The 23685-nt window shown below is 66.5% G+C and carries 26 protein-coding genes and 1 tRNA gene; 17 read left to right on the top strand and 10 right to left on the bottom strand.

Annotated elements, in window-relative coordinates:
- The first annotated feature begins 56 nt into the window (after positions 1-56).
- Together J2753_RS11775 and J2753_RS14690 are read left to right on the top strand one after the other, a co-directional pair.
- Positions 57-1607, top strand: coding sequence for a TrkH family potassium uptake protein (locus J2753_RS11775; RefSeq protein ID WP_209492253.1), 1551 nt, complete (start codon positions 57-59; stop codon positions 1605-1607).
- Entirely contained in the window at positions 1604-1804 is a 201-nt protein-coding gene (locus J2753_RS14690; RefSeq protein ID WP_345777190.1) for a hypothetical protein, read from the top strand. Before J2753_RS11775 ends, J2753_RS14690 begins: the two co-directional genes overlap by 4 nt.
- 571 nt (positions 1805-2375) lie before the next feature.
- Here J2753_RS14690 and J2753_RS11765 read toward each other — a convergent pair.
- Together J2753_RS11765 and J2753_RS11760 are read right to left on the bottom strand one after the other, a co-directional pair.
- A complete protein-coding gene (locus J2753_RS11765; protein WP_209492251.1) occupies positions 2376-3332 on the bottom strand; it encodes a permease in 957 nt (318 codons plus the stop codon).
- Between the two features lies 1 nt (position 3333).
- Positions 3334-3717, bottom strand: a complete 384-nt coding sequence (locus tag J2753_RS11760; protein ID WP_209492250.1) for an ArsR/SmtB family transcription factor — start codon at positions 3715-3717, stop codon at positions 3334-3336.
- A gap of 642 nt (positions 3718-4359) precedes the next feature.
- On the opposite strand from J2753_RS11760, the gene J2753_RS11755 reads away from it, so the two are divergent.
- The 7 genes from J2753_RS11755 (at position 4360) to J2753_RS11725 (ending at position 11567) form a co-directional block, all read left to right on the top strand.
- Entirely contained in the window at positions 4360-4704 is a 345-nt protein-coding gene (locus J2753_RS11755; protein ID WP_209492249.1) for a DUF7518 family protein, read from the top strand.
- 6 nt (positions 4705-4710) lie between these two features.
- Positions 4711-8298: a chromosome segregation protein SMC gene (gene smc, locus J2753_RS11750; protein WP_209492248.1), complete on the top strand. Its 3588-nt coding sequence runs from the start codon at positions 4711-4713 to the stop codon at positions 8296-8298.
- Between the two features lie 105 nt (positions 8299-8403).
- Positions 8404-9405, top strand: a complete 1002-nt coding sequence (locus J2753_RS11745; protein ID WP_209492247.1) for a segregation and condensation protein A — start codon at positions 8404-8406, stop codon at positions 9403-9405.
- Positions 9406-9445: 40 nt separating this feature from the next.
- Positions 9446-9616 carry a DUF7859 family protein gene (locus J2753_RS11740; protein ID WP_209492246.1) on the top strand — a complete coding sequence of 57 codons (171 nt, stop codon included), beginning with the start codon at positions 9446-9448 and terminating at the stop codon, positions 9614-9616.
- A gap of 10 nt (positions 9617-9626) precedes the next feature.
- Positions 9627-10808 (top strand): inorganic phosphate transporter, encoded by a 1182-nt coding sequence (locus J2753_RS11735; protein ID WP_209492245.1) that lies wholly within the window; start codon positions 9627-9629, stop codon positions 10806-10808.
- 58 nt (positions 10809-10866) lie between these two features.
- Positions 10867-11142, top strand: coding sequence for a hypothetical protein (locus J2753_RS11730; protein ID WP_209492244.1), 276 nt, complete (start codon positions 10867-10869; stop codon positions 11140-11142).
- Positions 11139-11567: a type II toxin-antitoxin system VapC family toxin gene (locus J2753_RS11725; RefSeq protein WP_209492243.1), complete on the top strand. Its 429-nt coding sequence runs from the start codon at positions 11139-11141 to the stop codon at positions 11565-11567. Before J2753_RS11730 ends, J2753_RS11725 begins: the two co-directional genes overlap by 4 nt.
- 9 nt (positions 11568-11576) lie before the next feature.
- Here the strand turns inward: J2753_RS11725 and tgtA are convergent, their stop codons facing one another.
- From tgtA to J2753_RS11700, 5 genes are read right to left on the bottom strand one after another with little or no spacing between them, the layout of a single operon-like run.
- Positions 11577-13058: a tRNA guanosine(15) transglycosylase TgtA gene (tgtA, locus tag J2753_RS11720; RefSeq protein WP_209492242.1), complete on the bottom strand. Its 1482-nt coding sequence runs from the start codon at positions 13056-13058 to the stop codon at positions 11577-11579.
- A 46-nt stretch (positions 13059-13104) separates the two neighbouring features.
- The gene (locus J2753_RS11715; RefSeq protein WP_209492241.1) at positions 13105-13872 is read right to left on the bottom strand and encodes a CPBP family intramembrane glutamic endopeptidase; all 768 of its coding nucleotides are present in this window, start codon (positions 13870-13872) and stop codon (positions 13105-13107) included.
- 42 nt (positions 13873-13914) lie between these two features.
- A complete protein-coding gene (locus J2753_RS11710) occupies positions 13915-14511 on the bottom strand; it encodes an NUDIX hydrolase (RefSeq protein ID WP_209492240.1) in 597 nt (198 codons plus the stop codon).
- Between the two features lie 40 nt (positions 14512-14551).
- A complete protein-coding gene (locus J2753_RS11705; RefSeq protein WP_209492239.1) occupies positions 14552-15877 on the bottom strand; it encodes an arylsulfotransferase family protein in 1326 nt (441 codons plus the stop codon).
- Positions 15878-15926: 49 nt separating this feature from the next.
- The gene (locus tag J2753_RS11700; protein WP_209492238.1) at positions 15927-16442 is read right to left on the bottom strand and encodes an AAA family ATPase; all 516 of its coding nucleotides are present in this window, start codon (positions 16440-16442) and stop codon (positions 15927-15929) included.
- Here J2753_RS11700 and J2753_RS14685 point away from each other — a divergent pair.
- From J2753_RS14685 to J2753_RS11685, 3 genes are all read left to right on the top strand, one after another.
- Positions 16403-16924, top strand: coding sequence for a GAF domain-containing protein (locus tag J2753_RS14685; protein WP_345777192.1), 522 nt, complete (start codon positions 16403-16405; stop codon positions 16922-16924). The genes J2753_RS11700 and J2753_RS14685 overlap by 40 nt on opposite strands.
- 51 nt (positions 16925-16975) lie before the next feature.
- Positions 16976-17584 (top strand): sensor histidine kinase, encoded by a 609-nt coding sequence (locus tag J2753_RS11690; protein ID WP_209492236.1) that lies wholly within the window; start codon positions 16976-16978, stop codon positions 17582-17584.
- 141 nt (positions 17585-17725) lie between these two features.
- Positions 17726-17965 carry a hypothetical protein gene (locus tag J2753_RS11685; RefSeq protein WP_209492235.1) on the top strand — a complete coding sequence of 80 codons (240 nt, stop codon included), beginning with the start codon at positions 17726-17728 and terminating at the stop codon, positions 17963-17965.
- A gap of 902 nt (positions 17966-18867) precedes the next feature.
- Here J2753_RS11685 and J2753_RS11680 read toward each other — a convergent pair.
- Positions 18868-18940, bottom strand: a tRNA-Pro gene (locus tag J2753_RS11680).
- Between the two features lie 75 nt (positions 18941-19015).
- Positions 19016-19801 carry a hypothetical protein gene (locus J2753_RS11675; protein WP_209492234.1) on the bottom strand — a complete coding sequence of 262 codons (786 nt, stop codon included), beginning with the start codon at positions 19799-19801 and terminating at the stop codon, positions 19016-19018.
- Between the two features lie 152 nt (positions 19802-19953).
- Here J2753_RS11675 and J2753_RS11670 point away from each other — a divergent pair, with 152 nt between their 5' ends.
- The 4 genes from J2753_RS11670 to J2753_RS11655 are packed head-to-tail and all read left to right on the top strand — an operon-like array spanning position 19954 to position 22088.
- Positions 19954-20754 carry a CopG family transcriptional regulator gene (locus tag J2753_RS11670; RefSeq protein ID WP_209492233.1) on the top strand — a complete coding sequence of 267 codons (801 nt, stop codon included), beginning with the start codon at positions 19954-19956 and terminating at the stop codon, positions 20752-20754.
- Entirely contained in the window at positions 20747-21262 is a 516-nt protein-coding gene (locus J2753_RS11665; protein ID WP_209492232.1) for a hypothetical protein, read from the top strand. The genes J2753_RS11670 and J2753_RS11665 overlap by 8 nt, the downstream gene beginning before the upstream one ends.
- A gap of 34 nt (positions 21263-21296) precedes the next feature.
- On the top strand, positions 21297-21620 hold the full coding sequence (locus J2753_RS11660; RefSeq protein WP_209492231.1) for a transcription factor S: 324 nt from the start codon (positions 21297-21299) through the stop codon (positions 21618-21620).
- A gap of 42 nt (positions 21621-21662) precedes the next feature.
- On the top strand, positions 21663-22088 hold the full coding sequence (locus J2753_RS11655) for a hypothetical protein (protein WP_209492230.1): 426 nt from the start codon (positions 21663-21665) through the stop codon (positions 22086-22088).
- On the opposite strand, the gene J2753_RS11650 is transcribed toward J2753_RS11655, so the two are convergent.
- Complete coding sequence (locus tag J2753_RS11650) at positions 22089-22748, bottom strand: alpha/beta hydrolase (RefSeq protein WP_209492229.1); 660 nt, start codon at positions 22746-22748, stop codon at positions 22089-22091.
- Positions 22749-22844: 96 nt separating this feature from the next.
- Here J2753_RS11650 and J2753_RS11645 point away from each other — a divergent pair, with 96 nt between their 5' ends.
- Positions 22845-23672 carry a PspA/IM30 family protein gene (locus tag J2753_RS11645; protein WP_209492228.1) on the top strand — a complete coding sequence of 276 codons (828 nt, stop codon included), beginning with the start codon at positions 22845-22847 and terminating at the stop codon, positions 23670-23672.
- Positions 23673-23685: the final 13 nt, after the last annotated feature.

Raw genomic sequence — 23685 nt, 5'->3', positions numbered from 1 at the left:
AGCGCGGGCCCGGGCGCCGACGCGTTCGGCGTCACGGCGCCGCGCAGGAGGACAGCATGAACGGCGCGACCGCGACGGTCGCCCGGGACCTCGGCCGGATTCTGGAGGCGCTCGGCGCGCTGATGCTCGTCTCGGTGGTCGTCCCCGTCGTCTGGGGGGAGTACTACGCGCTTCCGGGGCTTCTGCTCGCGGGCGCCATCCCGCTGGGGATCGGTCGCGTGCTGTACAGGCGGTTCCGGAACGCTGAGGCGCCCGGCCGTCTCCACGGAATGATCGTCGCCGCGACGGGGTGGTTCTCCGTCGGCGTCTTCGGCGCGCTCCCGTTCCTGTTCACCGCCTGGAGCGTCGAACTCGGCGTCCCGATGCTGGCGACGCCGAGCGGGACGGCGACGCTCGCGGCGTTCACCGACCCGCTCAACGCCGTCTTCGAGAGCATGAGCGGCTTCACCGGCACGGGGCTGACGATGACCGACAACGAGGCGGTGCTCCCCCGGACGCTCCAGTGGTGGCGCACGTTCACCGAGTGGATCGGCGGCGTCGGCGTGATCGTCCTCACGACCGCGATCCTCTCGCGGCCCGGGAGCGGGTCGCTGACGCTCTACGAGAGCGAGGCGCGCTCCGAGAAGATCCACCCGAGCATCGTCTCGACGGTCCGGACGATCTGGTGGATCTTCATCCTCTTTACGTTCGGGTCGATCCTGGCGCTCTGGCTGGCGGGGATGCCGATCTGGGACGCGATCAACCACGCGATGACGGGGCTCGCGACGGGGGGGTTCTCGATCACGGACAACTCCATCGCGACCTACGACAGCACGGTGATCGACTTCGTGCTGCTCCCCATCATGCTGCTGGGGAGCATCGCGTTCCCGGTCCACTACCTGATCCTGCAGGGTGACCTGAAGAACCTCTACACGGACCTCCAGACGCGCTGGGTGTTCGGCTACATGGGCGCCGCGTCGGCGCTGCTGTGGGCGTTCCTCTACGCCAGCGGCACCTACCAGACGCCCTTTGCGGCGCTGCGCTACGGCCTGTTCCAGTTCGTCTCGGCGGCCACCTGTACGGGGTTCCAGACGGCCGTCGACGCCACCAACGTCGCGCTGGGACGCTGGCCGGCACAGGCCCAGCTAACCGTCGTGTTCGGGATGTTCGTCGGCGGCGCCGCCGGGTCGACCGTCGGCGGGATCAAGATCATCCGCGGGCTGACCCTCGCGAAGGGGATCTGGTACCAGATCACGGACGTGTTCTACCCCGACAGCGCGCTCCGGCGACTCGAGATCGATGGCCGTCGACTCAGCGAGGAGGAGGCCAGCCGCGAGTTCATGGAGGCGGCGATCATCGTCGTGCTCTGGGCGGCGTTCCTGATCGTCGGAAGCTTCGTGCTACTGGTTGCGCTCCCGGCGTCTGCGTACTCGCTGCCCAACATCCTCTTCGAGGTCGCCAGCGCGCAGGGGAACGTCGGCCTCTCGGCGGGGATCACGGGGCCCGAATCGCTCCCGGCGGTCGGGAAGATCACGTTCCTCTTTCACATGTGGATCGGGCGCCTCGAGATCATCCCGGTGCTGGTGACGCTGCGAACGCTGTTCAAGCGCGGAGGGCTCTACGCATGAAGTTCCGGGAGCTCCCGCTCGTCGCCCACGTGTTCGAGTCGGGCGCCGACGACCGCGTGTTCGACTCGCTGCTGCTGCTCGGCCCGCCCCTCATCCTGCTGATCGCCGTGCTCGGGCGGTCGCTCGCGACCGAACTGCTCGCCGTCGCGTATCTCGTCGCGTTCGTCGGCTACGCGCTGTATCGGGGCGTCAGGTAGCCCCGACGCGGCGTGCTCGGCGTCGACGCCTAACTCCACGTCGGGTTCGACACCCACGTCCGCGACCGAGTGGTCTTCAACTTTCTCGATACCCTCTAACTCCGCCTCGTACTCCCGTTTCGGGATAAGGTAGGTGAGGTCGTGGCTATCGAGCGTGTGGAGCACCTCACGGCCGTCGAACCCGCTGTCGGCCATAAGTTGCTGATGTTTCATCGGTCGTACAGCACCCCGTTAGCGTCTCTGTGTCGGTATCGTCACTTGTCGGTGGTTCCGTACCACTACAGCAGTCAGCGGCCGAACTCGATTCGCAACAGCCCGTGTCATCAGATGCCACTTCCGCGTAGCGGTCGCGGACTGTCCCGTGCTGTTCATCGTCAGTGAAAGTCGATTCTTCTCGAGGGGTCGTGTTTTCAGTCGTTGTTGTTTATAGCTGGGTGCCAGTTTTTCCGGAATCTGCTGCTACGGGGGTTGTGTCAATGTTGGTTCGACGGGCCAAGACCCGGTTTACAGTCAAACGGGCTTGCGACCTTCACCAGCGGGGTCTGAGTGTTGCGCTCTCGTATTTTGGAAATCAGACGATGAAGAGATTGAACACGACGCCAACGGTAATACCGATTGTGACGACGGTTCCGGCGTAGACGAGCAATAGCCGGCGCTGGAACAGCTTGTTCAGGAGAATTAGGTTTGGAATGCTCACACCGGCTCCGCCGATGACGAACGCGAGGACGGTTCCGATGGCGATTCCCTGTTCGCTGAGGGAGGCCGCGATCGGAAGCATTCCACTGAGGCTGACGTAGACAGGAGCGCCGGCGAGCGCGGCCAGTGGCACGGCGAGCGGGTTCTCCGGGCCGAGCACGGTGTGCAGTACGTCGACGGGGACGACCCCGTGAATTAGTGCTCCGAGGACCATCCCGAGGAGAAGATACGGAAGTGTGTCGACGAAAAACGACCACGCTTCACGCGCGGCTGATTCGAAATGCTGTTGGTGCGTCTGCTCTGTGTTCGCCGTTCCTCCAGCACAGCAGTCGACTGTCCCGCCGTCCGCTACGGTCTGACTTGTACCATCCGTAATGCGGACCTCCTTGACGTGGTCGGCTAACCCGAGCCGACCGATAACGAGCCCACCGACGACGGATGCGATGAACGTTATGATGACGTACCAGACGGTCACTTCGAGTCCAAACAGCCCAATGAGCAGCAGCACGGCGATCTCGTTGACGAGTGGGGAAGCAAGGAGGAACGAGAAGGCAAGCCCGAGCGGCGCACCCGCTTGAAGAAGGCCGGCCAGAACCGGGACGGTCGAGCACGAGCAAAACGGCGTTACCGCGCCTAGTCCGGCGGCGGCGACATTACCAGTGCCTTCATCGTGGCCGCGGAGTTTTTGCTCGACTCGCTCCGGTGGGAGATACTCCTGTGTTAATCCGACGAGGAACGACGCTCCGATGAACAGCGGGACGAGAAGGAACGCGAGGTGGAGGAAGTAGTTCCACGAGTCGAGGAGCGCGTTGGGAAGGCCCGGTGGAAGCATCTCACGCGTCCTCCTGCATAGCGTGGGCGAGATCGAGTAGTTCGAAGACCGCGGTATCGGCGATGCGGTAGTAGCTCCACTTGCCCTTCTTCCGGGATTTGACCAGTCCTGCCTCTTTCAGCTTCCGGAGGTGGGTTGCGACCGTCGATTGGGGGGCGTCGAGCACGATCTGTAACTCACACCCACAGCACTCCGATTCACGGAGTGCGCTGAGAACGCGGAGGCGGTCCGCATTCCCGAGGGCCTTGAAGACGGTTTCCTGACCGGCGACAGCTTGTTCAGAAGGCCGGATGTCCTGTAAGGCGGCGATTCGTTCCTCTGGATCGTCGTACAGCCGTTCGAGTGCGCTGTGGGCTTCGTCGGGTGGCGAATCTGTCTCAGACATATTTGAATTTCTCGGTTCGAATTATTCGCAGCAGCTCTCGGATTCGGTTTCTATCGAATCAGATTGGGCTTCTTCGATAGTGGCTCCACAACAGTCGGACCCCTCATCCTGCCCGTAACGGTTTACGAGGCGGTTCCAGATTCGGTCGAGGGTACTCTGTGCCATCTCTATCGTATCGTATTTTCCCGATTCATATGAAAGTTGTGGTGGCACAGGTTTGGCCTCGCAGTCAAGAGGTGGATTCGCGTAGTCACGCTTCAGCACAATAGTTAGACACGGGAGCGACGTTGACGTGAGTGGGCGCTTGATGATCCCAACGGACATCTAGATCGCGTGCGTGAAATTCACGATGAGATCGAACAGCGAGTTCTTGACCTGTTCGATAAGTTCAGCGGGATCCCAGAAATAGCCTCTCTACTCCCTACTGGAGTAAATAGCGGTCAAGTTCGTGGTACGCCGGACTGTTTCCCACTGGACTGGTTAAATATCCTACCTTCTGAGTTGGAACCATTGTGATTTGTAGCTACTCACCTTCTGAATCTCTGGGGAGCCGTCGTTCGGTGTTCGATATCCCTGCATCCGGTTTATCGATCCCGCGATCACCGTCCGTGGGTTTATACTAGTGGCCTCGGTAAATCGCCCATGACCAACCGAGGCGACGATCTCGAGTCGCAGGTCGCGGACCTACAGGCGACGGTCGACGGGTTGACCGAGGAACTCGTGGAGACCAAAGAGCGCGTCCGCCAGCTCGAGGAGACCACCGAGTCCCTCGAGGAGGCCGACGCCGCCCGAACGGAGCGCAGCCAGCAACAGGGCGAGCGCAGCACCGCCGAGGAGCAGGCGCAGGCCCGCGGGACCGACGAGCGCCGCGACGCCGAGTTCGTGGCCAACCGCGACGACAGCGAGGAGGAGCAGGCCGAGCCGGAGGCGGCCACTGAAGAGGAGGACGACTCCGACGACGACGGCGACGACATCATCGTCGCCTGAGGCCGCATGCACATTCAGGAACTCGTTCTGGACGACTTCAAGAGCTTCGGGCGCGAGACCCACATCCCGTTCTACGAGGACTTCACGGTCATCACCGGCCCAAACGGGTCGGGCAAGTCGAACATCATCGACGGCGTCCTGTTCGCGCTGGGACTGGCCCGGACGCGGGGCATCCGCGCGGAGAAGCTCACCGACCTGATCTACAACCCCGGCGACGACGATACCCAGCGCGCCGGGCCACGGGAGGCGTCGGTGATGGTCGTGCTGGACAACTCTGACGGCACCCTCTCGCGCTCGCAGGTGACCACCGCCGCCGGCACCGAGAAGGTCGGCGATGTCGACGAGATCACCGTCAAGCGCCGGGTGAAGGAGACCGACGACAACTACTATTCCTACTACTACCTCAACGGTCGGTCGACGAACCTCTCGGACATCCAGGACCTGCTGGCCCAGGCCGGGATCACCCCGGAGGGGTACAACGTCGTCATGCAGGGCGACGTGACCGAGATCATCAACATGACCCCCTACCAGCGACGGGGGATCATCGACGAGATCGCCGGCGTCGCCGAGTTCGACGCCAAGAAGGAGTCCGCCCGCGAGGAGTTGGCGGTCGTCGAGGAGCGCATCGGCGAGGCCGACCTCCGGATCGAGGAGAAGGAGGACCGCCTCGAACAGCTGGCCGACGAACGGGAGACCGCCCTCGAGTACCAGGAACTCCGCGACGAGCGTGAGGAGTACGAGGGCTACCTCCGTGCCGCCGAACTGGAGGAGAAGCGCGAGGACCTCGAGCGGACCGAGGCCAAGATCGAGTCCGCCGAGGCCGACCTCGCGGAGAAACAGACCGAACTCGACGAGGCCGAGGGGAAACTCAGCCGCCTCGAGGACGAACTCGACGACCTCGACTCGGAGATCGAGCGCACCGGCGAGGACGAACAGCTCCGGGTCAAAAGCGAGATCGAGGCGGTCAAAGGCGAGATCGCCCGTCTCGAGGACCGTATCGAGGCCAATCAGGAGCGCATCGACGAGGCCGAGGCCGAGCGCCGGAGCGCGTTCGTCGACATCGACCGGAAGGAAGAGGAGATCGAGGAGCTCGACGACCAGATCCGGAGCCTGAAAGTCGAGAAAGCCAACGTCAAAAGCGACATCGTCTCGAAGGAGAGCGAACTCGCCGAGGTCGAAGCGGAGATCGAGAACGTCGACACCGCGTTCGACGAACTCAAAGCCGACCTGCAGGCCGAGAAAGAGCAGTTAGAGGACCTGCGCGAGGCGAAAAACGAGAAGCAACGGGAGAAGGACCGCCTGCTCGACGAGGCGCGGCGTCGATCCAACCGCGTCAGCGACCGCGAGGACGAACTGCAGAAGGTTCGTGACTCGCTGCCGGACCTCCGGGCGCGGGTGTCGAACCTCCACTCGGAGTTGGACAAAGCCGAGAAGAACGAGTCGACCGCCGACGAGATGGTCGAGGAGCTCAAAGACCGGAAACAGGAGCTCAACGGCGACCTCTCGGAGATCGACGAGGAACTCCGCGAACTCCGCAACGAGTACGCGGAACTGGAAGCGAAGGCCAGCGACACCGGCGACACGTCGTGGCCCCGCGCGGTCACGTCGATCAAGAACGCCGGCAAGCGCGGCGTCCACGGCCCCGTGGGCGAACTTGCGTCCGTCCCGCGGGAGTACGCCGAGGCGTGTGAGACCGCCGCCGGCGGCCGCCTCGCGAACGTCGTCGTCGACGACGACGGCGTGGGGTCTGAGTGTATCGACTACCTGAAGTCCCGGAACGCGGGGCGGGCGACGTTCCTCCCGATGACGGAGATGGACGACCGCAGCCTCCCCCGCGAGCCGAACGACCCCGGCGTCGTCGGCTTCGCCCGGGAACTCGTGGAGTACGACGACCGCTACTCGGGCATCTTCTCGTACGTGCTGGGGTCGACGCTGGTCGTCGAGGACATGGACACGGCACAGCACCTGATGGGTCAGTACCGGATGGTCACGCTCGACGGCGACCTCGTGGAGAAGTCCGGCGCCATGACCGGTGGCTCGGGCGGCGGGTCGCGCTACTCGTTCTCGAAATCCGGCGGCGGCCGACTCGAACGGCTGGCCGAGGAGATCCACGACCTCGAGGACGAGCGCCGGTCGATTCAGAACGACCTGGACAGCGTGGAAACGGACCTCACGGACGCCCGCGAGCGCAAGAGCGCGGCCTCGGAGAAGGTCCGGTCCATCGAGGCCGACATCGAGAGCGCCGAAGACGACGTGACCGAGGCCGAGGAGCGAATCGGGGATATCGAGGACGAACTCGCCGACCTCCGCGCGGAGCGAGAAGCGGTCGACGCGCAGATGACCGAACTCGATTCGGAGATCGCCGACCTCGACGGCGAGATCGAGGCGACCGAGGCGACCATCGAGGAGTTGGAAGCCGAGATGGCCGACTCCAAGATCCCGGAGCTCTCGGCCCGCGCCGACGAGATTCAGGAAGAGATCGACGAACTCGAGGACCGCAGCGACGACCTCGACGCCGACCTCGGCGACCGCCGCCGCGAGAAGGAGTACGCCGAGGAGTCACTGGAGGACCTCCACGACACCGTGGAGTCCGCCCAGAACAAGAAGGCCGAACTCGAGGACGACATCGCGGAGTTCGAGGCCCAGATCGAGGAGAAGGAGGCCACACTCGAGGAGAAACACGAGAAAGTCGCGGAGCTCGAGGAGCAGCTCGCGGAGCTCAAGGAAGAGCGCGAGGAGCTCAAAGCCGAGGTCCGCGAGGCTCGCAGCGAGCGCGACGAACAGAAGGACGCGGTCGACCGCGTCGAGTCGCGACTCGACTCGCTCAAGCGCAGCGCCGTCGCACTCAGCGAGGAGATCGCCGACCTCGAGAGTCAGGTCGGCGAGTACGACGCCGACGAGATCCCGGACCACGACGAGGTCGAGGCCGAGATCGAGCGCCTGACCGCGGCGATGGAGGAGCTAGAGCCGGTGAACATGCTCGCCATCGACGAGTACGACGAGGTCGAGAGCGACCTCGAGGAACTCCGCGAGCAGCGCGGCGTGCTCGTCGACGAGCGCGACGGGATCGAGGAGCGCATCGCTGGCTTCGAACAGCGCAAGGTCGAGACGTTCATGGACGCGTTCGAGGCCATCGACGAGCAGTTCCAGCGCATCTTCTCCCGGCTCTCTGATGGTTCCGGGGAACTGGTGCTCGAGAACCCCGAGGACCCGTTCGAGGAAGGGCTGACGATGAAGGCCGAACCCGGCGACAAGCCGGTCCAGCGCCTCGACGCCATGAGCGGCGGCGAGAAATCCCTGACCGCGCTGGCGTTCATCTTCGCGATCCAGCGCCACAACCCCGCGCCGTTCTACGCGCTGGACGAGATCGACGCGTTCCTCGACGCGGTCAACGCCGAGCGCGTCGGCGAGATGGTCGACGACCTGGCGGGCGACGCGCAGTTCGTCGTCGTCAGCCACCGCTCGGCGCTGCTCGACCGCTCGGAGCGCGCTATCGGCGTCACGATGCAGGAGAACAACGTCTCGGCGGTGACGGGGATCGACCTCGCGGGCGGCGAGACGTCCGAGACGGAGGTGGTGACAGACGATGATTAGTGAGGCGCGAGGCGGGAAAACGGGAGGGAGCATCGCGACCGAGCGGGAAACCGTCTCGGTATGTCGAACGGTGAGTGAAGCGAGCCGTGAGCCCGAGGCGACGCGATGAGCGAGGACGAGGAGTTTTCCTTCAGCCTCTCGCCGGACCGACCCGACACCGGCGACCCCGGCGTCGACGACGGCCTGCTGAGCGACGATGCGCCGCCGGAGGAACCCGACGACGATGGCGAGGTCGAGCCGGTCGAAGTCCTCGTCAACCTCGCCGAGGCCGGGGAGATCGACCCGTGGGACATCGACATCGTCGCCGTCACGGACGCGTTCCTCGAAGAACTCGATGCGGCTGACCTCCGGGCCTCCGGCCGGGCGCTGTTCTACGCGTCCGTCCTGCTCCGGATGAAGTCCGACGCGATGCTCGGCGAGAACGAACCCGAGGAGCCCGAACCCGAACCCTGGGAGCTGGCGATGGAGGGCGAGGCGCCGCCGCCTGGCGAGGAGCCGGGATTCGACCCGGTCGACCAGCTCGAGGACGAGATGGACCGCCGACTCGAACGCAAATCCACCCGCGGCACCCCCGAGACGCTGGACGAACTGGTCCGGGAGCTACGGGACGCCGAGCGCGGCACGTGGTGGAAGGAGTCCCGGAGCTACGACACCAGCGAGTCGCCAGCGGGCTACGACCGCGGGCCGCAGACGCTCGACTACCACGCCGGCGACGACCTGCGGCGCGACGCCGAACCGACCGAGGAAGAGGTCACCGGCACCACCCACAGCGAGGACATCGACGTCGTCATCGCCGACGTGGAGGCGGCGCTCGCCGAGCAGTACGACCGCGGGCGCGACGAGGTGCTGTTCGCGGAAGTGCGCGACGCCGGCGGCCGGCCGGTCATGACGTATCTCGGCCTGCTGTTCCTCTCGAACCGGGGCGACGTGCGGCTGGCACAGGACGACCTGTTCGGCGACCTCTGGGTGCAGGACCCGGACGCCGTCGATGTCGAGGGCCCCGCCGGCGCGGGCGTCGTCGAGGCGGAGGCCGATCCGGAGACGGAACCGGCCGAGTCCGGGAGCGCGGACGAAGCGGGGACGGCGTCGGAGTCCGACGTCGCGTAGCCGCCGAAACGCCTAACCGAGACCCGACAGAACGCCGGGTATGGCTGCTCCAGCGAACATCGTCGGCGAGGCCCTCGACTTCCTCGTCTCGAACCCCCTGTTTACCGTGGTGCTGGCGGGGATGCTGGGGTTCGTCTTCTTCATGTATCTGCTCGTACGCCGGACGGTACTCGGACTCCGTGAAGGGTTCGAGAGCGGGAAGGACCGATGACTGAGCGACGATGGTAGACCCGGCAACCCTCGGAACGGCCGTCGTGGCGGCGCTCGCGAGCCTGTTCATGGCGTGGGCCATCGGCGCCGGCTCGTCCGGATCGACGCCGTTCGCCCCCGCAGTCGGCGCCAACGCCATCTCGGTGATGCGGGCCGGCCTCATCGTCGGCGTGCTCGGCTTCGCCGGCGCGGTGTTGCAGGGCCAGAGCGTCACCGAGGCGGTCGGCTCGGACCTCATCGTCGGCGTCTCCATCTCCGCGATGGCGGCGACGGTCGGCCTGCTCACGGCGGCGATACTGGTCGCGCTGGGCGTGTTCAAGGGCTACCCCATCGCCACCGCGTTCACCGTCACCGGCGCCGTCGTCGGCGTCGGCCTCGCGATGGGCGGGGAGCCGGCGTGGGGGAAGTACCAGCAGATCGTCACTCTCTGGGTCCTCACACCCTTCATCGGCGGCGGCATCGCCTACGCGACCGCGCGCCTGCTCCGCTCCGACCGGGCGCCCGAACGGCTGCTCGTCCCGGGGCTCGCGGGGCTGGTCGGCGCCATCGTCGCCAACATCCAGTTCGCGCTGCTCGGGCCGCCCGACGAGGGTGGCTCCATCGCCGGCGAGGCCGCACAGGCGCTCGGCGGCGGCGGACTCCCCTCGCGCGGGGTGGCCACCCTCGCGCTCGCGGCCGTTGTCGTCGCCGTCGTCGCCGCTGACGCCCGGCGCGACGAGGACGGCGCTCAGCGACGGTTCCTGCTCGCGCTGGGTGGGCTGGTGGCGTTCTCCGCCGGCGGTTCGCAGGTGGGGCTGGCTATCGGCCCGCTCGTGCCGCTGCTGGACACGTTCCAGTCGATCCCGGTGTTCGCGCTGCTGTTCGGCGGCGGCGTCGGCCTGCTCGCTGGCTCGTGGACCGGCGCGCCGCGGATGATCAAGGCGCTCTCACAGGACTACTCCAGTTTGGGGCCGCGGCGCTCGATTGCGGCGCTGATCCCCAGTTTCGCCATCGCGCAGGTCGCCGTCGCGTTCGGCATCCCCGTCTCGTTCAACGAGATCATCGTCTCGGCCATCGTGGGGTCGGGCTACGCCGCCGGCGGCGCGGGCGTGAGTCGGCGGAAGATGCTCTTTACGGTGCTGGCGTGGATCGGCTCGCTGGCGCTCTCGCTGCTCGTGAGCTACGGGGTGATGGCCGGGATCGAGGCGCTCTGAGCTGGCAACCGCTTCTGATCGTAGCAACGTTTACCCAGTAGTACGTTCTACTCCCCGTATGGCCACCTCGGTGAAGATGGATGATGAGACTAAAACCCGTCTCGAACGGCTTCAGGCCGAAATCCGTCTGAAAACGGGGAATCGCGTCACCCAACAGGAGGTGCTCGCTCGCCTCGTCGAGAACGCGATCGAATCGAAGGCGGAGTTGATCGACTCCTTCCGAGAGGAACGCGTTCCGGTTTCTGCGGACGAACAGGGGGCGTTCCACGAGGGGATGATCTCGTCGGGGACGGCGACGAGCGAGGAGGATATCGACGATCTACTGTACGGATGAGCGTCCTCGTAGACACTGGTGTGTTGTTTGCTCACCACGACACGGACGCCGAGCGCCACGACGACGCCGTGGCCGCTCTCGAGAAGCTACTTGCCGGAGAGTACGGCCAACCGTACACGAGCGACTACGTGTTCGACGAGACGGTGACGCTCACCCGCGTCCGGACGGACTCCTTCGAGGCGGCGGAAACGGTTGCGGACCGTATACTCGGGAACGGGACGTTCCCGAAGGTGTTCGAACTGGTCCACGTTGCGCCGGATGATCTGCAGGCGTCGATGGAGACGTTTCGACGGTATGACGACCAGTCGCTTCGCTTCACGGACGCGACAACGGTTCACCTCTGTGAGTCTCGAGATATCGACGCAGTGTTGAGCTTCGACGACGACTTCGACGGCGTGATAAAGCGGATCGAACCCGGGAACTGACTCTGCGTACTACTCACCCAGCGCCGAGAGGTCTTCAGTTTCGACGTCGTCAGGAACCGTCCCCAGCGCCGCGGCGGGCCAGTCGTCGTGGCCGAGCGTGAACTCGGTCTCCGGATTTGCCTCCGCGAGCGACACAACCCCATCGGCAGCGGCGACATAGGCAACGTCCTCCAGCCGATCCGGCGTCTCGGCGTGCAGCGGGTACGTCTCGGAGAGCGACGGCGGGAACGGGCCGAACGGCGGTTCGACGCGCCAGACGGCGTCGTGGTCGTGGTCCGCAGGCTCGCCGAACTCTGTCAGCAGCAGTTTGCCGGGCGTCTCCAGTCGCTGGAGGCGCTCGTGGTGCCGGAGCACTTCCGGCCGGCGGGCGCTCTCGGGCGAGGTGTAGAAGAACGTCCCCTTCGAGACGCGGTCGCTCTCCTCCAGTTGCTCGGCATGATCCAGCAGCGCGCGGAAGCCGTCGGCGCTCGCCGGGTGGGCGCGGGCACGCTCCTCGACCAGTTCCAGCAGGCTCCCCTCCCGGATCGCCTGCCGGACGCGGCGGATCTCCGCGAACGTGACGTGGAGGTTGTGCTCGGCGAGTGCGTTCTCCCGGTCGCGCTGGTCGAGTGCGCGCAGGGATTCGGGGTCGTGCTCCGTACAGATCGGGCACGGACAGGGGAGGTAGGCGAGTTCGTCGACCTGCTCGGTCCCGCGAACCGTCAGATACCGGCCGTCGCGGGCGTACAGCGCGTACGCGGCGGAGTCGAACAGGTCACAGCCCACGGCGGCGGCCATCGCGAACATCATGGGGTGGCCGGCGCCGAACAGGTGGACCGGGCAGTCCGCGCCGAGGCCGCGCTTGGCGGCGGCGGTCACGTCGATCATGTCGTCGTATCGGTAGCTGTTCAGCAGGGGGACCACGGCGCCGACGGGGAACACGTCCAGATCCGTGCTCGCGGCGTGGGCGCCCGCTTCCTCGCGGAGGGCGGGGTACGTGGATCCTTGGACGGGCGCGTTGACCAGCATCTCGCCCGTATCGACGGCCTCGGCATCCGACAGCGCCTCCTCGGTGGCGGCGAGTTCTTCTTCGGCCTGCTCGCGGGAGACGTCCGGCGGCGTCGGGATGTCGACTGGGGTGCCGATGTCGGAGCCGATCTCGTGCTGGAAGTTCAGGATCTCGGTCGTCGTGGTGTCGATCTCGCCGTACTCCGCCAGCTGGAACGACCCGGAGTCGGTGACGATGGCGCCGGGGAAGTCGAGCATCTCGTGGAGGCCCTCCTTCTCGGCGCGCTCCCGCAGGTCCTCGGTGTTGCGGATGATGTAGGAGTTGGTGATCAGGATGTCGGCGCCGAACTCCTCGTGGAGTCGGCGGGGGGGGATCGTCTGGAGGTTGGGGTTGACCACCGGCATCAGCGCCGGCGTCTCGACGGTGACCCCCGCCCGTGGCACCGTCAGCCGACCGACGCGGGCCATCCCGTCGGTCGCCCGGATCTCGAAGGCGTCGCGCATGGGCGAGATTCCGGTGCCCCGGCCTAAGGGGGTTCCGTTCGGCGGTTCAGGGGAGAACGGCGACGATGGCCGCGGCGGCGTTGCCTGACTCCTCGACGGTGCCGGTGGCGACGGCGTACAGCGCGAGGAAGATGAGGGCGTCGTAGGTGCCGTGGACCAGGATCGGCACCACGAGGTTCCGGGTGTACTCGTAGAGGCCACCCAGCAGCAGGCTCGGGCCCATCAGGCCGATCAGCGACACCAGGACCGCCGAGGCGTCGGTCCCGACCAGCGAGGTGACGTGGATCGCGGCGAAGACGACGCTCGCGATGAACACGCCCGATTTCGCGCCGAAGGACTCCCGGATACGGTTCTGGACGACGCCTCGGAAGAGCAGTTCCTCGCCCGGCCCGATCAGGAGGTACGCGCCGGGCAACAGATAGAGCACGATTTCGGGGTTCTGCACCGCTAGATCGGCGATCTGGTTGTTCGCGGACTCGGTCCCGGTCGCCTGCAGGAGCGATCCGAGCACCATCAGGTAGACCATCGACGCCACGAGCGCCCCGATCACCAGCCCGAACTCCTTGATCGAGGGCACCTTGATCCCCAGCGAGCGCAGCGGGATCCCCCGATACCGGAGGTAGGCGACCGCGGTGCCCATGAACCCGACGCCGGTCAGGAACAGCAGCGAAACGACGATGTTCAGCACCGGCGTGATGTCGACGCCGGCCGCGGACAGTGACAGCGCGATGAGGAGGGCGATCACGTTGCCGCCGATGAAGCCGGCGACGCCGACACCGAGGCCGACGCCGGCGGCTCGCAGCCGTGAATCCATACGCCGGAGTCGGGCCCGGACCGTCAAAGCCGTTGTCCTCGATCAGTCCAGTTCGTGGCGACTCACCGCCAGCGTCGTCCGGCCGTCGCGGATCTCGCCGTCCCGGACCGCCGCCACGAGGTCGTCGTAGTCCGCGGTCAGCGCCCGGATGCTCTCGTTGTGGTCGAGATCCTGCTCGGCGGCCGGCTCACAGCCCCGCGCGACGAGCGTGTGGTGGATCGAGTTCGCGACGCCGTTGACCGGTTCGGTGGTGCAGAGATGCTCGACCGTCTCGGCGGTGTAGCCGGTCTCCTCCCGGAGTTCACGCCGGGCCGCACGCTCGAGGTCGTCCTCCTCGGGTTCGACGCCGCCGGCCGGGAGGCCGCGGTTGACCCGGCCGACCGCCTGTCGCCACTCTTCGATCATCACCACCTCGTCGCCGTCGGAGAGAAACGGGAGGACGACGACTGTCTCGACCTCCTCGACGTAGTGGTAGTCGGTCTCCGTGCCGTCGGGGAGGGTCACGTCGTCCTGCCGGACCGAAAAGCCCGGGCAGCGGTAGTCGATTTCGGTGTCGTGGGTCTCCCACGCGAGTTCGTCGGCGTGGGCGTCGGCCTCACTTTCGCTTGCGTCGCCCGCGGCATCGATGTCGTCGGTCATGGCTGGGGGTGGCGACCGGCTGAAGGAAAAGGGGTCGGTCCTACCGCGTCCGCCAGAGGTCGCGGGCGCCGACACCGGCGACGGCGACCGAGACGATGGTCAGGCCGAGTTGGGCGCCGTTGAACCAGAACGGCAGCCACGGGAACACGCCGGGGAGTAGTGCCGCAGCCTCGGTGAGTACCGGGATCTCGCCGCTCCGGCCCTCGTTGGGCGACTCGCCAACGTACCACTCGGCCTGGGTCAGTTCGCCCTGTGGCTCGCGGTCGGCCTCGTAGGGGACCTTATGGTTGAGCGCTTTGTAGCCGATCGACCAGACGACCGTCCCGTTCTCGGTGACCTCGAAGACGCGCTTGTTGAGCGTGTCCGTCACCAGCGTGTTGCCGTTCGCGAGACGGTCGGCGTCGCGGGGCCAGCGCAGGTCGATGCCGCCCGCGCGTTCGAGCGTCCACGCGACCTCCCAAGAGCCGTTCTGGCGGTGGAGTTCCGCGACGCGGTCGTTGTCGCTGTCGGCGACCAGCACGGCCGCCTCACCCTCACCGGTCGGGTCGCCGCCGAGCCACTGTGGGTTGTGCTGGTGGTTGAGCACCGCGGGGTCGCCACAGCGTACGTCGCCGTCGCCGTCCTGATCTTCGAGTTGGTTCCGGCCGGAGGGCGTACAGGTGTTGTCGGAGCCTCCCTCGTCGGCGTTGATGGTCTCGACGACGCCCTCCTGGCGGTCGACGACGAGGATCTGGTTGGCGTTCCTGACCGAGACGAGGAACTGCCCCTCGCCCACCACGTCCACGTCGTTGATGTGGAGCCAGTCGACGCGGGTCGGATCCGCCGGCGCCTCGTAGTAGCTACTGGCGTTCCACTGCCAGACGACCTCGTCGTTTTTCACGATGGTCAGCCCCTCGCGGTCCATGTCGGTGAGGAGGAACTCACCGTTCTCCAGTTGCTCCACGTCGTGGACCTCGCTGTTGCTGCTGGATCGGACGGGGTAGGAGTACTCGTACTGGATCTCCTTGGTGTCGGGGTCGAGGATGCGGAAGCCGGTGTGGGTACACGGCGACTCGTAGGGGCCACAGTCCTCGTAGCCGCCGTGCATGAACCCGGCCATCACGCTGCCGTTGTCGAGCAGCGTCACGTCGAAGTAGCTGTCAGTGTCCGCGAGGCGCCAGGTCACGTCGGTCCCCTCGACGTTGGCGATGCTGCCGTATTCATGCCACCCTGGCCCGCCGCCCTGAATCCCGACGAGCGTCCGTCGCTCGCTGTCGTCGCCGGCGACCGCCGTGTCGGGCGCCAGCGCCGCGCTGACGCCGAGCGTGGCGACCAGCAGTACGACGGCGCCGACGACGAGAACGGTCCCGCGCGTCTTCCTGTCCATTACCGTAGCTTGCGTGGGGCGTGTGGCATAACCTTTGTGAGGTACAGAATCAGGCGGCTGCGACGGCCCGGAACGCGTCGTCGACGGCCGCGAGCGTCTCCACGAGCGGGCCGGAGTTGTCGATGACCATGTGGTCGTCGCCCTCGATGGGTTCGAACTCCGCTTTGAGTTCCGTGTAGATATCGAAGTCGGCGTCGCTCTCGTCGTCTTCCTCGGTCTGGCGCTTGCGGATGCGCTCGCGCACGACCGACTCCTCGCAGGCGACCCGCACCAGTTGGTACTCGGTGTCGGCCTCGTGGGCGAGGGCTGCGGCGCGCTCGCGGAGTTCGCGTCGGCGGAACGTGGCGTCGAGGACGACGTGCTCGTTCGATGCGAGCGTCTCGCGGGCGCGGCTGAACAGTTCGTCGTACACCGTCGCGGACTCCGCGGCCGCGTAGGTCGGCTCGGGAAACAGTTCCTTTCGGACCACGTCGGTCCGGAGGCGCTCCGCCGAGAGCAGGTCGGCGACGCGCTCGGCGACCGTCGATTTGCCGGTCCCGGGGAGCCCGCAGACGAGGACGAGCATTCGCTCGGAGGGCAGGTAGCGTCGTACTAATAGTCAGCGCTTCAGGCCGATCCGGGAGCCTCGCCCAGCACGAATGTCCCGACCGATACTGGCCCTCGCGGCCGTCGGCATGCTGTTCCTCGCCGGCTGTTCCGGCATGGAGGAACCGCGACCGAGCCGACGGTGACCGAGAACTACTGCCGCGAGGTCGTCGAGAGCGGCGAGTCGATCAGCGTCGGCGACACCGGCGCAGTCGGCTGGGGAAGGAGGCGCTCTATCACGAGTTCGGCCTCGAGTGCTACGCCGGGACGCGGATCACCGTCCGCGGCGAGACGTACGGCACCGTCTTCTTCACGAACACGGCGCCACGCGAGGCGTTCACCGAGGCCGAGCAGGCGTTCCTCGACCTGCTGGGCCAGTGTGTCGGCTACGAGATCGAGCGCCGCCAGCACAAGGCCGACCTCGAGGAAACCATCGAGCAACTGGAGCAGTCCAACGACTGACTGAAGCAGTTCGCCTACGCGGCCTCCCACGATCTGCAGGAGCGCCTTCGGATGGTCTCCTCGTACCTCCAGCTACTGGAGAACCGCTACCGCGACGACCTCGATCAGGACGCACAGGAGTTCATCGACTTCGCGGTCGACGGCGCCGACCGGATGCGGGCGATGGTGGACGACCTGCTCGCGTTCTCGCGGGTCGAACAGGCCGAGAACGCGTTCGAGCCGGTCGACTGCGAGGCCGTCGTCGACCGAGTCACCGACGACCTCCAGATCCAGATCGCGGAGAACGACGCGGTGATCGTCGCCGACTCGCTGCCGACGCTCTCCGGCGATTCCGAACAGCTCCAGCAGCTGTTCAGCAACCTCGTCTCGAACGGGGTCAAGTACAACGAGAGCGAGACGCCGCGGGTGGAGATCAGCGCGGAGCGACGCGGCGACGACTGGGCGTTCGCCGTCGCCGACAACGGGATCGGGATCGACCCCGACCGGACCGACCGCATCTTCGAGATGTTCAAGCGACTCCACAACGCCGACGAGTACGAGGGCACCGGGATCGGCCTCTCGCTGTGTCAGGAGATCGTCGAGAACCACGGCGGCTCGATCGGCGTCGATTCGGCGCCCGGCGAGGGGTCGACGTTCCGGTTCACGCTGCCGGCTGAGTAGGGGTGTTGGTGGTTTCTGGTCCGATTGGCGGCTATTTGGGGCGGTTTTGATGGGGTATGCCCGGCTACGACGACGGGTCCTGCTGACGAATCGACGGTAGTCGGCGTCAGCTTCAACTGTCGACAGTGTCAACGAAGCCGTATGGGGACGAAGCAGATCCGCGTGAGCGAGGACCTGCACGCTCGCGTCAAAGCGGAGCGAGAGGATGGGGAGACCCTCGGGGAGACGCTCGAGCGGCTGCTGGGCGACTACGGGCTGGTGGACTTTGCGGACGACATGGCCGACGTGGCCGACGAGCACCCGACCGTCGAAAACCTTGAGCAGGCGATCGAGAACTCCGACGAGCGGGCCCGCGAAGAGATCGAGGAGCAGCTTTCGTGATTCTCGATACGCAGTATCTCGGGGCGCTGGCCTAACAGGATCGGATGCCCGAACGCTAGCGGCGGAAATCGACGCCAGCGAGGCACCGACGCGAATCCCGTCGACGGTCGTCTGGGAGATCTTCTACGGCCTCGGGAAGCTCACGGCCGGTCGCGCCACACGGATCCGCCGGAACTACGAGTCGTTGTTCGAGGCGTCGACGATCATCGAACTGGATGAGAAGGGGGCTCGCCGTGCCGGAACACTCCGGGGAAACACGAGGCGTCGGACCGGCTGAAGAACCTCGATGGTGCCGATTCTGCAGTCGCCGCTCACGGGCTGGTCCTCGCTGAACCGGTGGTGTCGAACGACGCCGACTTACGGGACGTGGAGGGGCTGGAAGTGATGACGTACTGAGCGGCCACAGCCAGTCCCCGTTCGCTCGAGATGCGGGCACAGCCACCCGAAAGCCGTTGCTCGGTGTGTAAGAATGCGGGAGAAGTGGGCCGGCGCGAATGTCGAACTCCGGGAGACTCGCTTCGCTCGTCTCCCGTGCCCGAATTCGCGCGGCGTAATTGACACACGCACTACGGACTCATCGCTAGTGCTCGTCGTTGCGAAGTGGGGTGAAAATGGGCCGGCGCGAATTCGAATACAGACAAGACGTTCCGGGTCGCTCCCTTCGGTCGCTTCCCGGGCATGCGACTCGTCGTTCCCCGTTCGCTTCGCTCACGGGGACGCGGTTACGGCCACCCGAAGGCCGTTGCTCACAGTGTGAGAATGCGGGAGAAGTGGGCCGGCGCGAATGTCGAACTCCGGGAGACTCGCTTCGCTTGTCTCCCGTGCCCGAATTCGCGCGGCGTAATTGACACACGCACTACGGACTCCTCGCTAGTGCTCGTCGTTGCGAAGTGGGGTGAAAATGGGCCGGCGCGAATTCGAATCGCGGTTACGGCCACCCGAAGGCCGAAGGATACCAAGCTACCCCACCGGCCCGCACTTGAGAAAACGACCCCAGCGAGGTTAAGGGTTACCATCTGACAGCGGCGCCGTCGCCCGACCCGAGCCGGATCAGGCGTAGTCGAAGCCCGAGTCGTCGTCGAGGTGCTCGACGCCGTCCTCCTCCTCGGTCGTGGTCGTCGTCGTCGCCGCCTCGCCCTTGAGCTGCTGGTAGGCAGCGACGAGCACGCCCCACGAGAAGATGGAGATGAACCCCGTGACGACGTAGTTCAGCACCGATCCGGCGAGCGGGCTCAGGATCGAGACGATGGCCGCCGGGATCGACGCCAGCAGGCTGACGACGAAGAGGATCACGCCGAGACCGAACAGCGGGAAGCGGTCCCCCTTCGCGAGCGACCAACTGGAAGAGAGCGCCTCGAAGGGTCCCTCGTCCTCGACGGCGATGTACACCTGCGTGAAGATCAGGCTGATCATGATGAAGAACCCAGGGATGATCAGCGCGATGAAGCCGAGGAAGATCGCGATCCCCTGCACGATGCTGGCGATCACGAGGAACACGCCGGGCTTCAGCAGGCCGTCGGCGACGCCGCTCGGGATGCTGCCGAGTTCGCTCGAACTGTGTGCCAGCGTCCGGAAGGCGACGATGGTCAACGCGATGTTGAGAATGATCCCGAGCGCAACGAGTGCCGCGCCGCCCGCGATCCCGATCGGCAGCGAGAGCGCCGGGGTGCCCATGCCACCAGCACCGGTACCCGTGTCGATGGTCGAGATGGCCGAGTTGGTACCCAGCGCCGTAATCAGTTGGAGGACGACGTAGGCAACGCCGAGTTGGATCCCCGCCGTCGTCGTCAGCTTTTCCGCTCCCGTCGAGAGGGCCTCTCCGATGTTCAGGGACATGTCCAATTCTGCCGAGAGATAGTTGATAAACGTATTGGTAGCGGATGCCTATCACTCGGCGTTCGATCCGCGGTGAACGACTCTACATTCTTACGCGAACGGGGCCACCGTAGTGCGGAGTTACTTATGTTGCCGAACAGTAGCCATCGGCAATGGCAGAAGAGCAGCCTCAGTCGCTCCCGGCCGACCTCGAGGGGTGGCTCGACGAACAGGCCGCCGAGAGCGGCCGGGACCGACAGGAGGTGCTCGTCCGTGCGGTTGCGACGTATCGACTGCTCTCGGAGGCCGAGGACGCGGCCGACGTGGCGCCCCTGGATCAGCAGGTCGGGGATCTCGCCGACCGCGTCGAGGAACTGGACGCCGACACCGACGACCGGATCGAGGACGTGCGCGACCGGATCGTCCAGGTGATGCAGGTCGCGAAGGCGAAAGCCGACGCGAACCACGACCACCCCGAACTCGCCGAGCGCATCGACGAACTCGAGGCTGAGAGCGCCGAGGACGTCGAATCGCTCCGGCGCGCGCTCGCCCACCTGGACCGCCGGGTCGAGAGTGGGTTCGACAACTACGAGGCGGTGCTGACCACGCTGGCGGACCGCGCTGACGGGACCGACGAGAAACTCGACACACTAGCCAGCGCCGTCGTCGGCCTGCGCCGCCGCGTCGCCGAACTCGAGGCGGCGGACGCCCGCCGGGACGCCGTCGAGGCGATTCAGCGCGAGGCCAACAGCCGCAACGTCGCGGCCGCCGACTGCGAGGGCTGTGGGAAGCAAGTCCAGATCGGCCTGCTGTCGGCGCCGCGCTGCCCCCACTGCGAGGAGCCGTTCGAGGGGATCGAGCCCGGAAGCTGGTTCCTGGGGTCAGCGACGCTGGTGATCGGCGACCGCCCGGCGCTGACCGGCGAGTCGTTCGAACCCGAGACGGCCGAGGAGGTGTTCGTCGACGATGACTGAGGACGCCGACGCGGAGCGCGACGAGGATCGGGAGTCGGACCACGAAGCAACGGCGCCGGCGGACGAAGCCGAGGAGGAGACCCCGCTCTCGGGGCTCCGCGAGCGTGTCGAGGCCCGGCGGGAGGCGGGGGAGGCGAGCCCGTTCGCCGAAATCGACACCGAGGCCAGCGCCGAGGGAGGGGAGCTGTTCGAGGAGGTCGACGTGGCAGACGTCGACACCGAGGAGGTCTGGGACGCCGTCGTCGAGGGCGAACAGCCCCCCGAGGACCTGCTGGAGGAGGAGCCAGCCGTCGACACCGAGCGGGCCCCGGCGCCCGACGAGCACGTGATCAACAAGCGGGAGTACTGCCAGCGCTGTGAGTTCTTCGCCGCGCCGCCGGACGCCACCTGCACCAATGCGGGCACCGAGATCGTGGAGATGCTCGACAGCGACCAGTTCCGGGTGCGGAACTGCCCGAAAGTCGCCGCCGACGACGAGGCGCTCTCGGGGTTCGTCAGCGAGGAGTGAACAGGCTTTCCCGGGCCCAGCGCCTCGTTCGGGTATGCAGTTCTGCGACGACTGCGGCTCGATGATGGTCGCCGAGGGCGACCGGATGGTCTGTACCGACTGTGACGCCAGTCAGCCCCGCGACGCCGAGGCCGAGGAGGCGTTCGTCTCGACGGAGGAGCAGACCCACGGCGACCTGATCGAGGCCGACGAGGACGCCGAGTACGAGGGCAAACCCACCGCCTCGGACGTGACCTGCAAAGAGTGTGGCCACGGCGAGGCGTGGTACGAGATCCGACAGACGGCGTCGGCCGACGAGCCCCCGACGCGGTTCCTGCGTTGCAAGGAGTGCGACAACACGTGGCGCGAGTACAACTGAGCCGTCGGCACGCTTTTCTCCCGCGGCACTGATCTCCGGGCGATGGCCCTCCAGGACCGCTTCGAACCGTGGCATCTCCTCGTCGTCGCTGCCTTCCTCGTCGGCGCCGCCGGATCGCTGGCCGGCGCGGGCACAGCGGCGTTCACCGTCTCGGCGCTGCTTGCGGCCGCCGTCAGCGGCGTGCTCTGGGGGTTCGCGGTGTACGTGTTCGTCTCGACGTTCCGGAACTACGTGGGTAGCTACGCCGAGACCGGCGGCTCGCTGTGGGATCCGCGCTTTCTCGCGCCGTTCGTCGTCGGCGCGCTCGCGGCCGCCGTCGTGTTCGTCTGGGAGCCGATCGAACGGGCCTCCACGGCCGCGCTGGTCGCCGACGCGCTCCAGGTCGGCTTCTGGGCGTTCGTGCTCGCGATGGTCCTGATCCTCACCGGGAGCTACGTCCTCGCGGGCTACCGCGAGGCAGCGGAGTAGTCAGAGCGCGTCCAGCAGGAACTCCCCGACGATGTCGCCGACTTTGCCAGTTCGTCCGACGAAGAAATGATCGGCCGACAGCGCCGTCGTCGGCCAGCCGAGTTCTTCCGCACGTTCGACGACTGGCTCCCAGTCCGCGATATCGTCGCGCTCGCCGTACACCACTGTCGCGGGGGCGTCGATGCGCTCCATCGCCGGCACAGCATCCAGATCCTGGTTCAGCCGCGCGGGCGGCGCGAGTGCGGCGACGGCCTCGAGGTCCGGCGTCGCTGCTGGTTCTCCATCGACGCCGATACCGCCCGCCGCAAGCAGCGTGAGACAGCCGCCGAAACTGAACCCTGTCAGGGCCACTGTCTCGTAGTTCTCGCCAGCCCACGCGAGCGCGTCGTACGTGTCGCCGAGTTCGCCGTACCCCCCGTCCCAGTCGCCGTAGTCGAAGCGCAGGCAGTCGACGCCGCCGTCGACGAGGCGCTCCGAAATGGCGACGAGGCGGTCGTCGCCGCGGTGGCCGCGCTGCTGGGGGTGGGGCGGGCAGGCGACGACGCAAGCGTCGGCGCCCGGCCGACCGTCGCCGGGCGCACCTTCGTCCGCGTCCGTCGACGCCGAATCGAGGCTCGCACGCACGTCCCGAACGCTGGGGAGCCTGATCGAGTCGCTCACGACGGGGGGTGGGTCGCCCGGCTGCAAGCCCTTTCCGGTCGCCGAACTGGTCATCTCCGCGGGAAGTTTAAGGCGCTGACGACCCCACGCATGGGTATGGGAATCCTCTCGCGCGCCTCCTACGTCGTCCGGTCGAAGCTGAACGCGGTGCTCAACCGGGCCGAAGACCCGAACGAGACCCTCGACTACTCCTACGAGCAGATGCGTGATCAGCTTCAGGAGGTCAAGCAGGGTATCGCCGACCTCACGACCCAGAAGAAACGCCTGGAGATCCAGAAGCGCCGGCTGGAAGAGAACGTCGAGAAACACAACGAACAGGCCCGCGAGGCCGTCCGGCAGGACCGCGACGACCTCGCCCGCGAGGCCCTCGAGAAGAAGAAATCGAAGATGAACGAGATCGAGGACCTCGAGGCCCAGATCGCCGACCTGCAGGAGTCACAGGACCGCCTCGTCGAGAAGAAAGACGACCTCCAGAGTCAGATCGAGGAGTTCCGCACCCGGAAGGAGACGCTCAAGGCCCGCCACGACGCCGCCGAGGCCGAGACCCGCGTCTCCGAGGCAATGACCGGCGCCGGCGACGAGATGAGCGACGTGACCCGGGCTATCGAGCGCTCCGAGGAGCAGACCGAGGAGATGGAGGCCCGCGCGGAGGCGATGGACGAACTCCAGGACACCGGCGCCTTCGAGAACGCGCTCTCCGAGGAGGACCGCATCGACCGCGAACTCGAACAGGGCCGGGCCGACACCGAGGTCGAGTCCGAACTCGCGACGCTGAAGGGGGAACTCGGTGAGGGTGCCGAGGCCGACGGTGCTGACGAGACCGAGAGTGAGTCGAGCGAATCGTCCGCCACCGAACCCGAGACCGAGGTGGCAGACGCCGAGATCGAAAGCGAACTCGAGGAACTCCGCGGCGACGAGGAGTAGCCCCGTGTCCCGT

The sequence above is a fragment of the Halolamina salifodinae genome (assembly GCF_017874235.1).
Classification (GTDB): Archaea; Halobacteriota; Halobacteria; order Halobacteriales; family Haloferacaceae; genus Halolamina; species Halolamina salifodinae.
The sequence above is the reverse complement of the archived record's forward strand: the minus strand, read 5'-3'. Positions and strand labels throughout refer to the sequence as shown.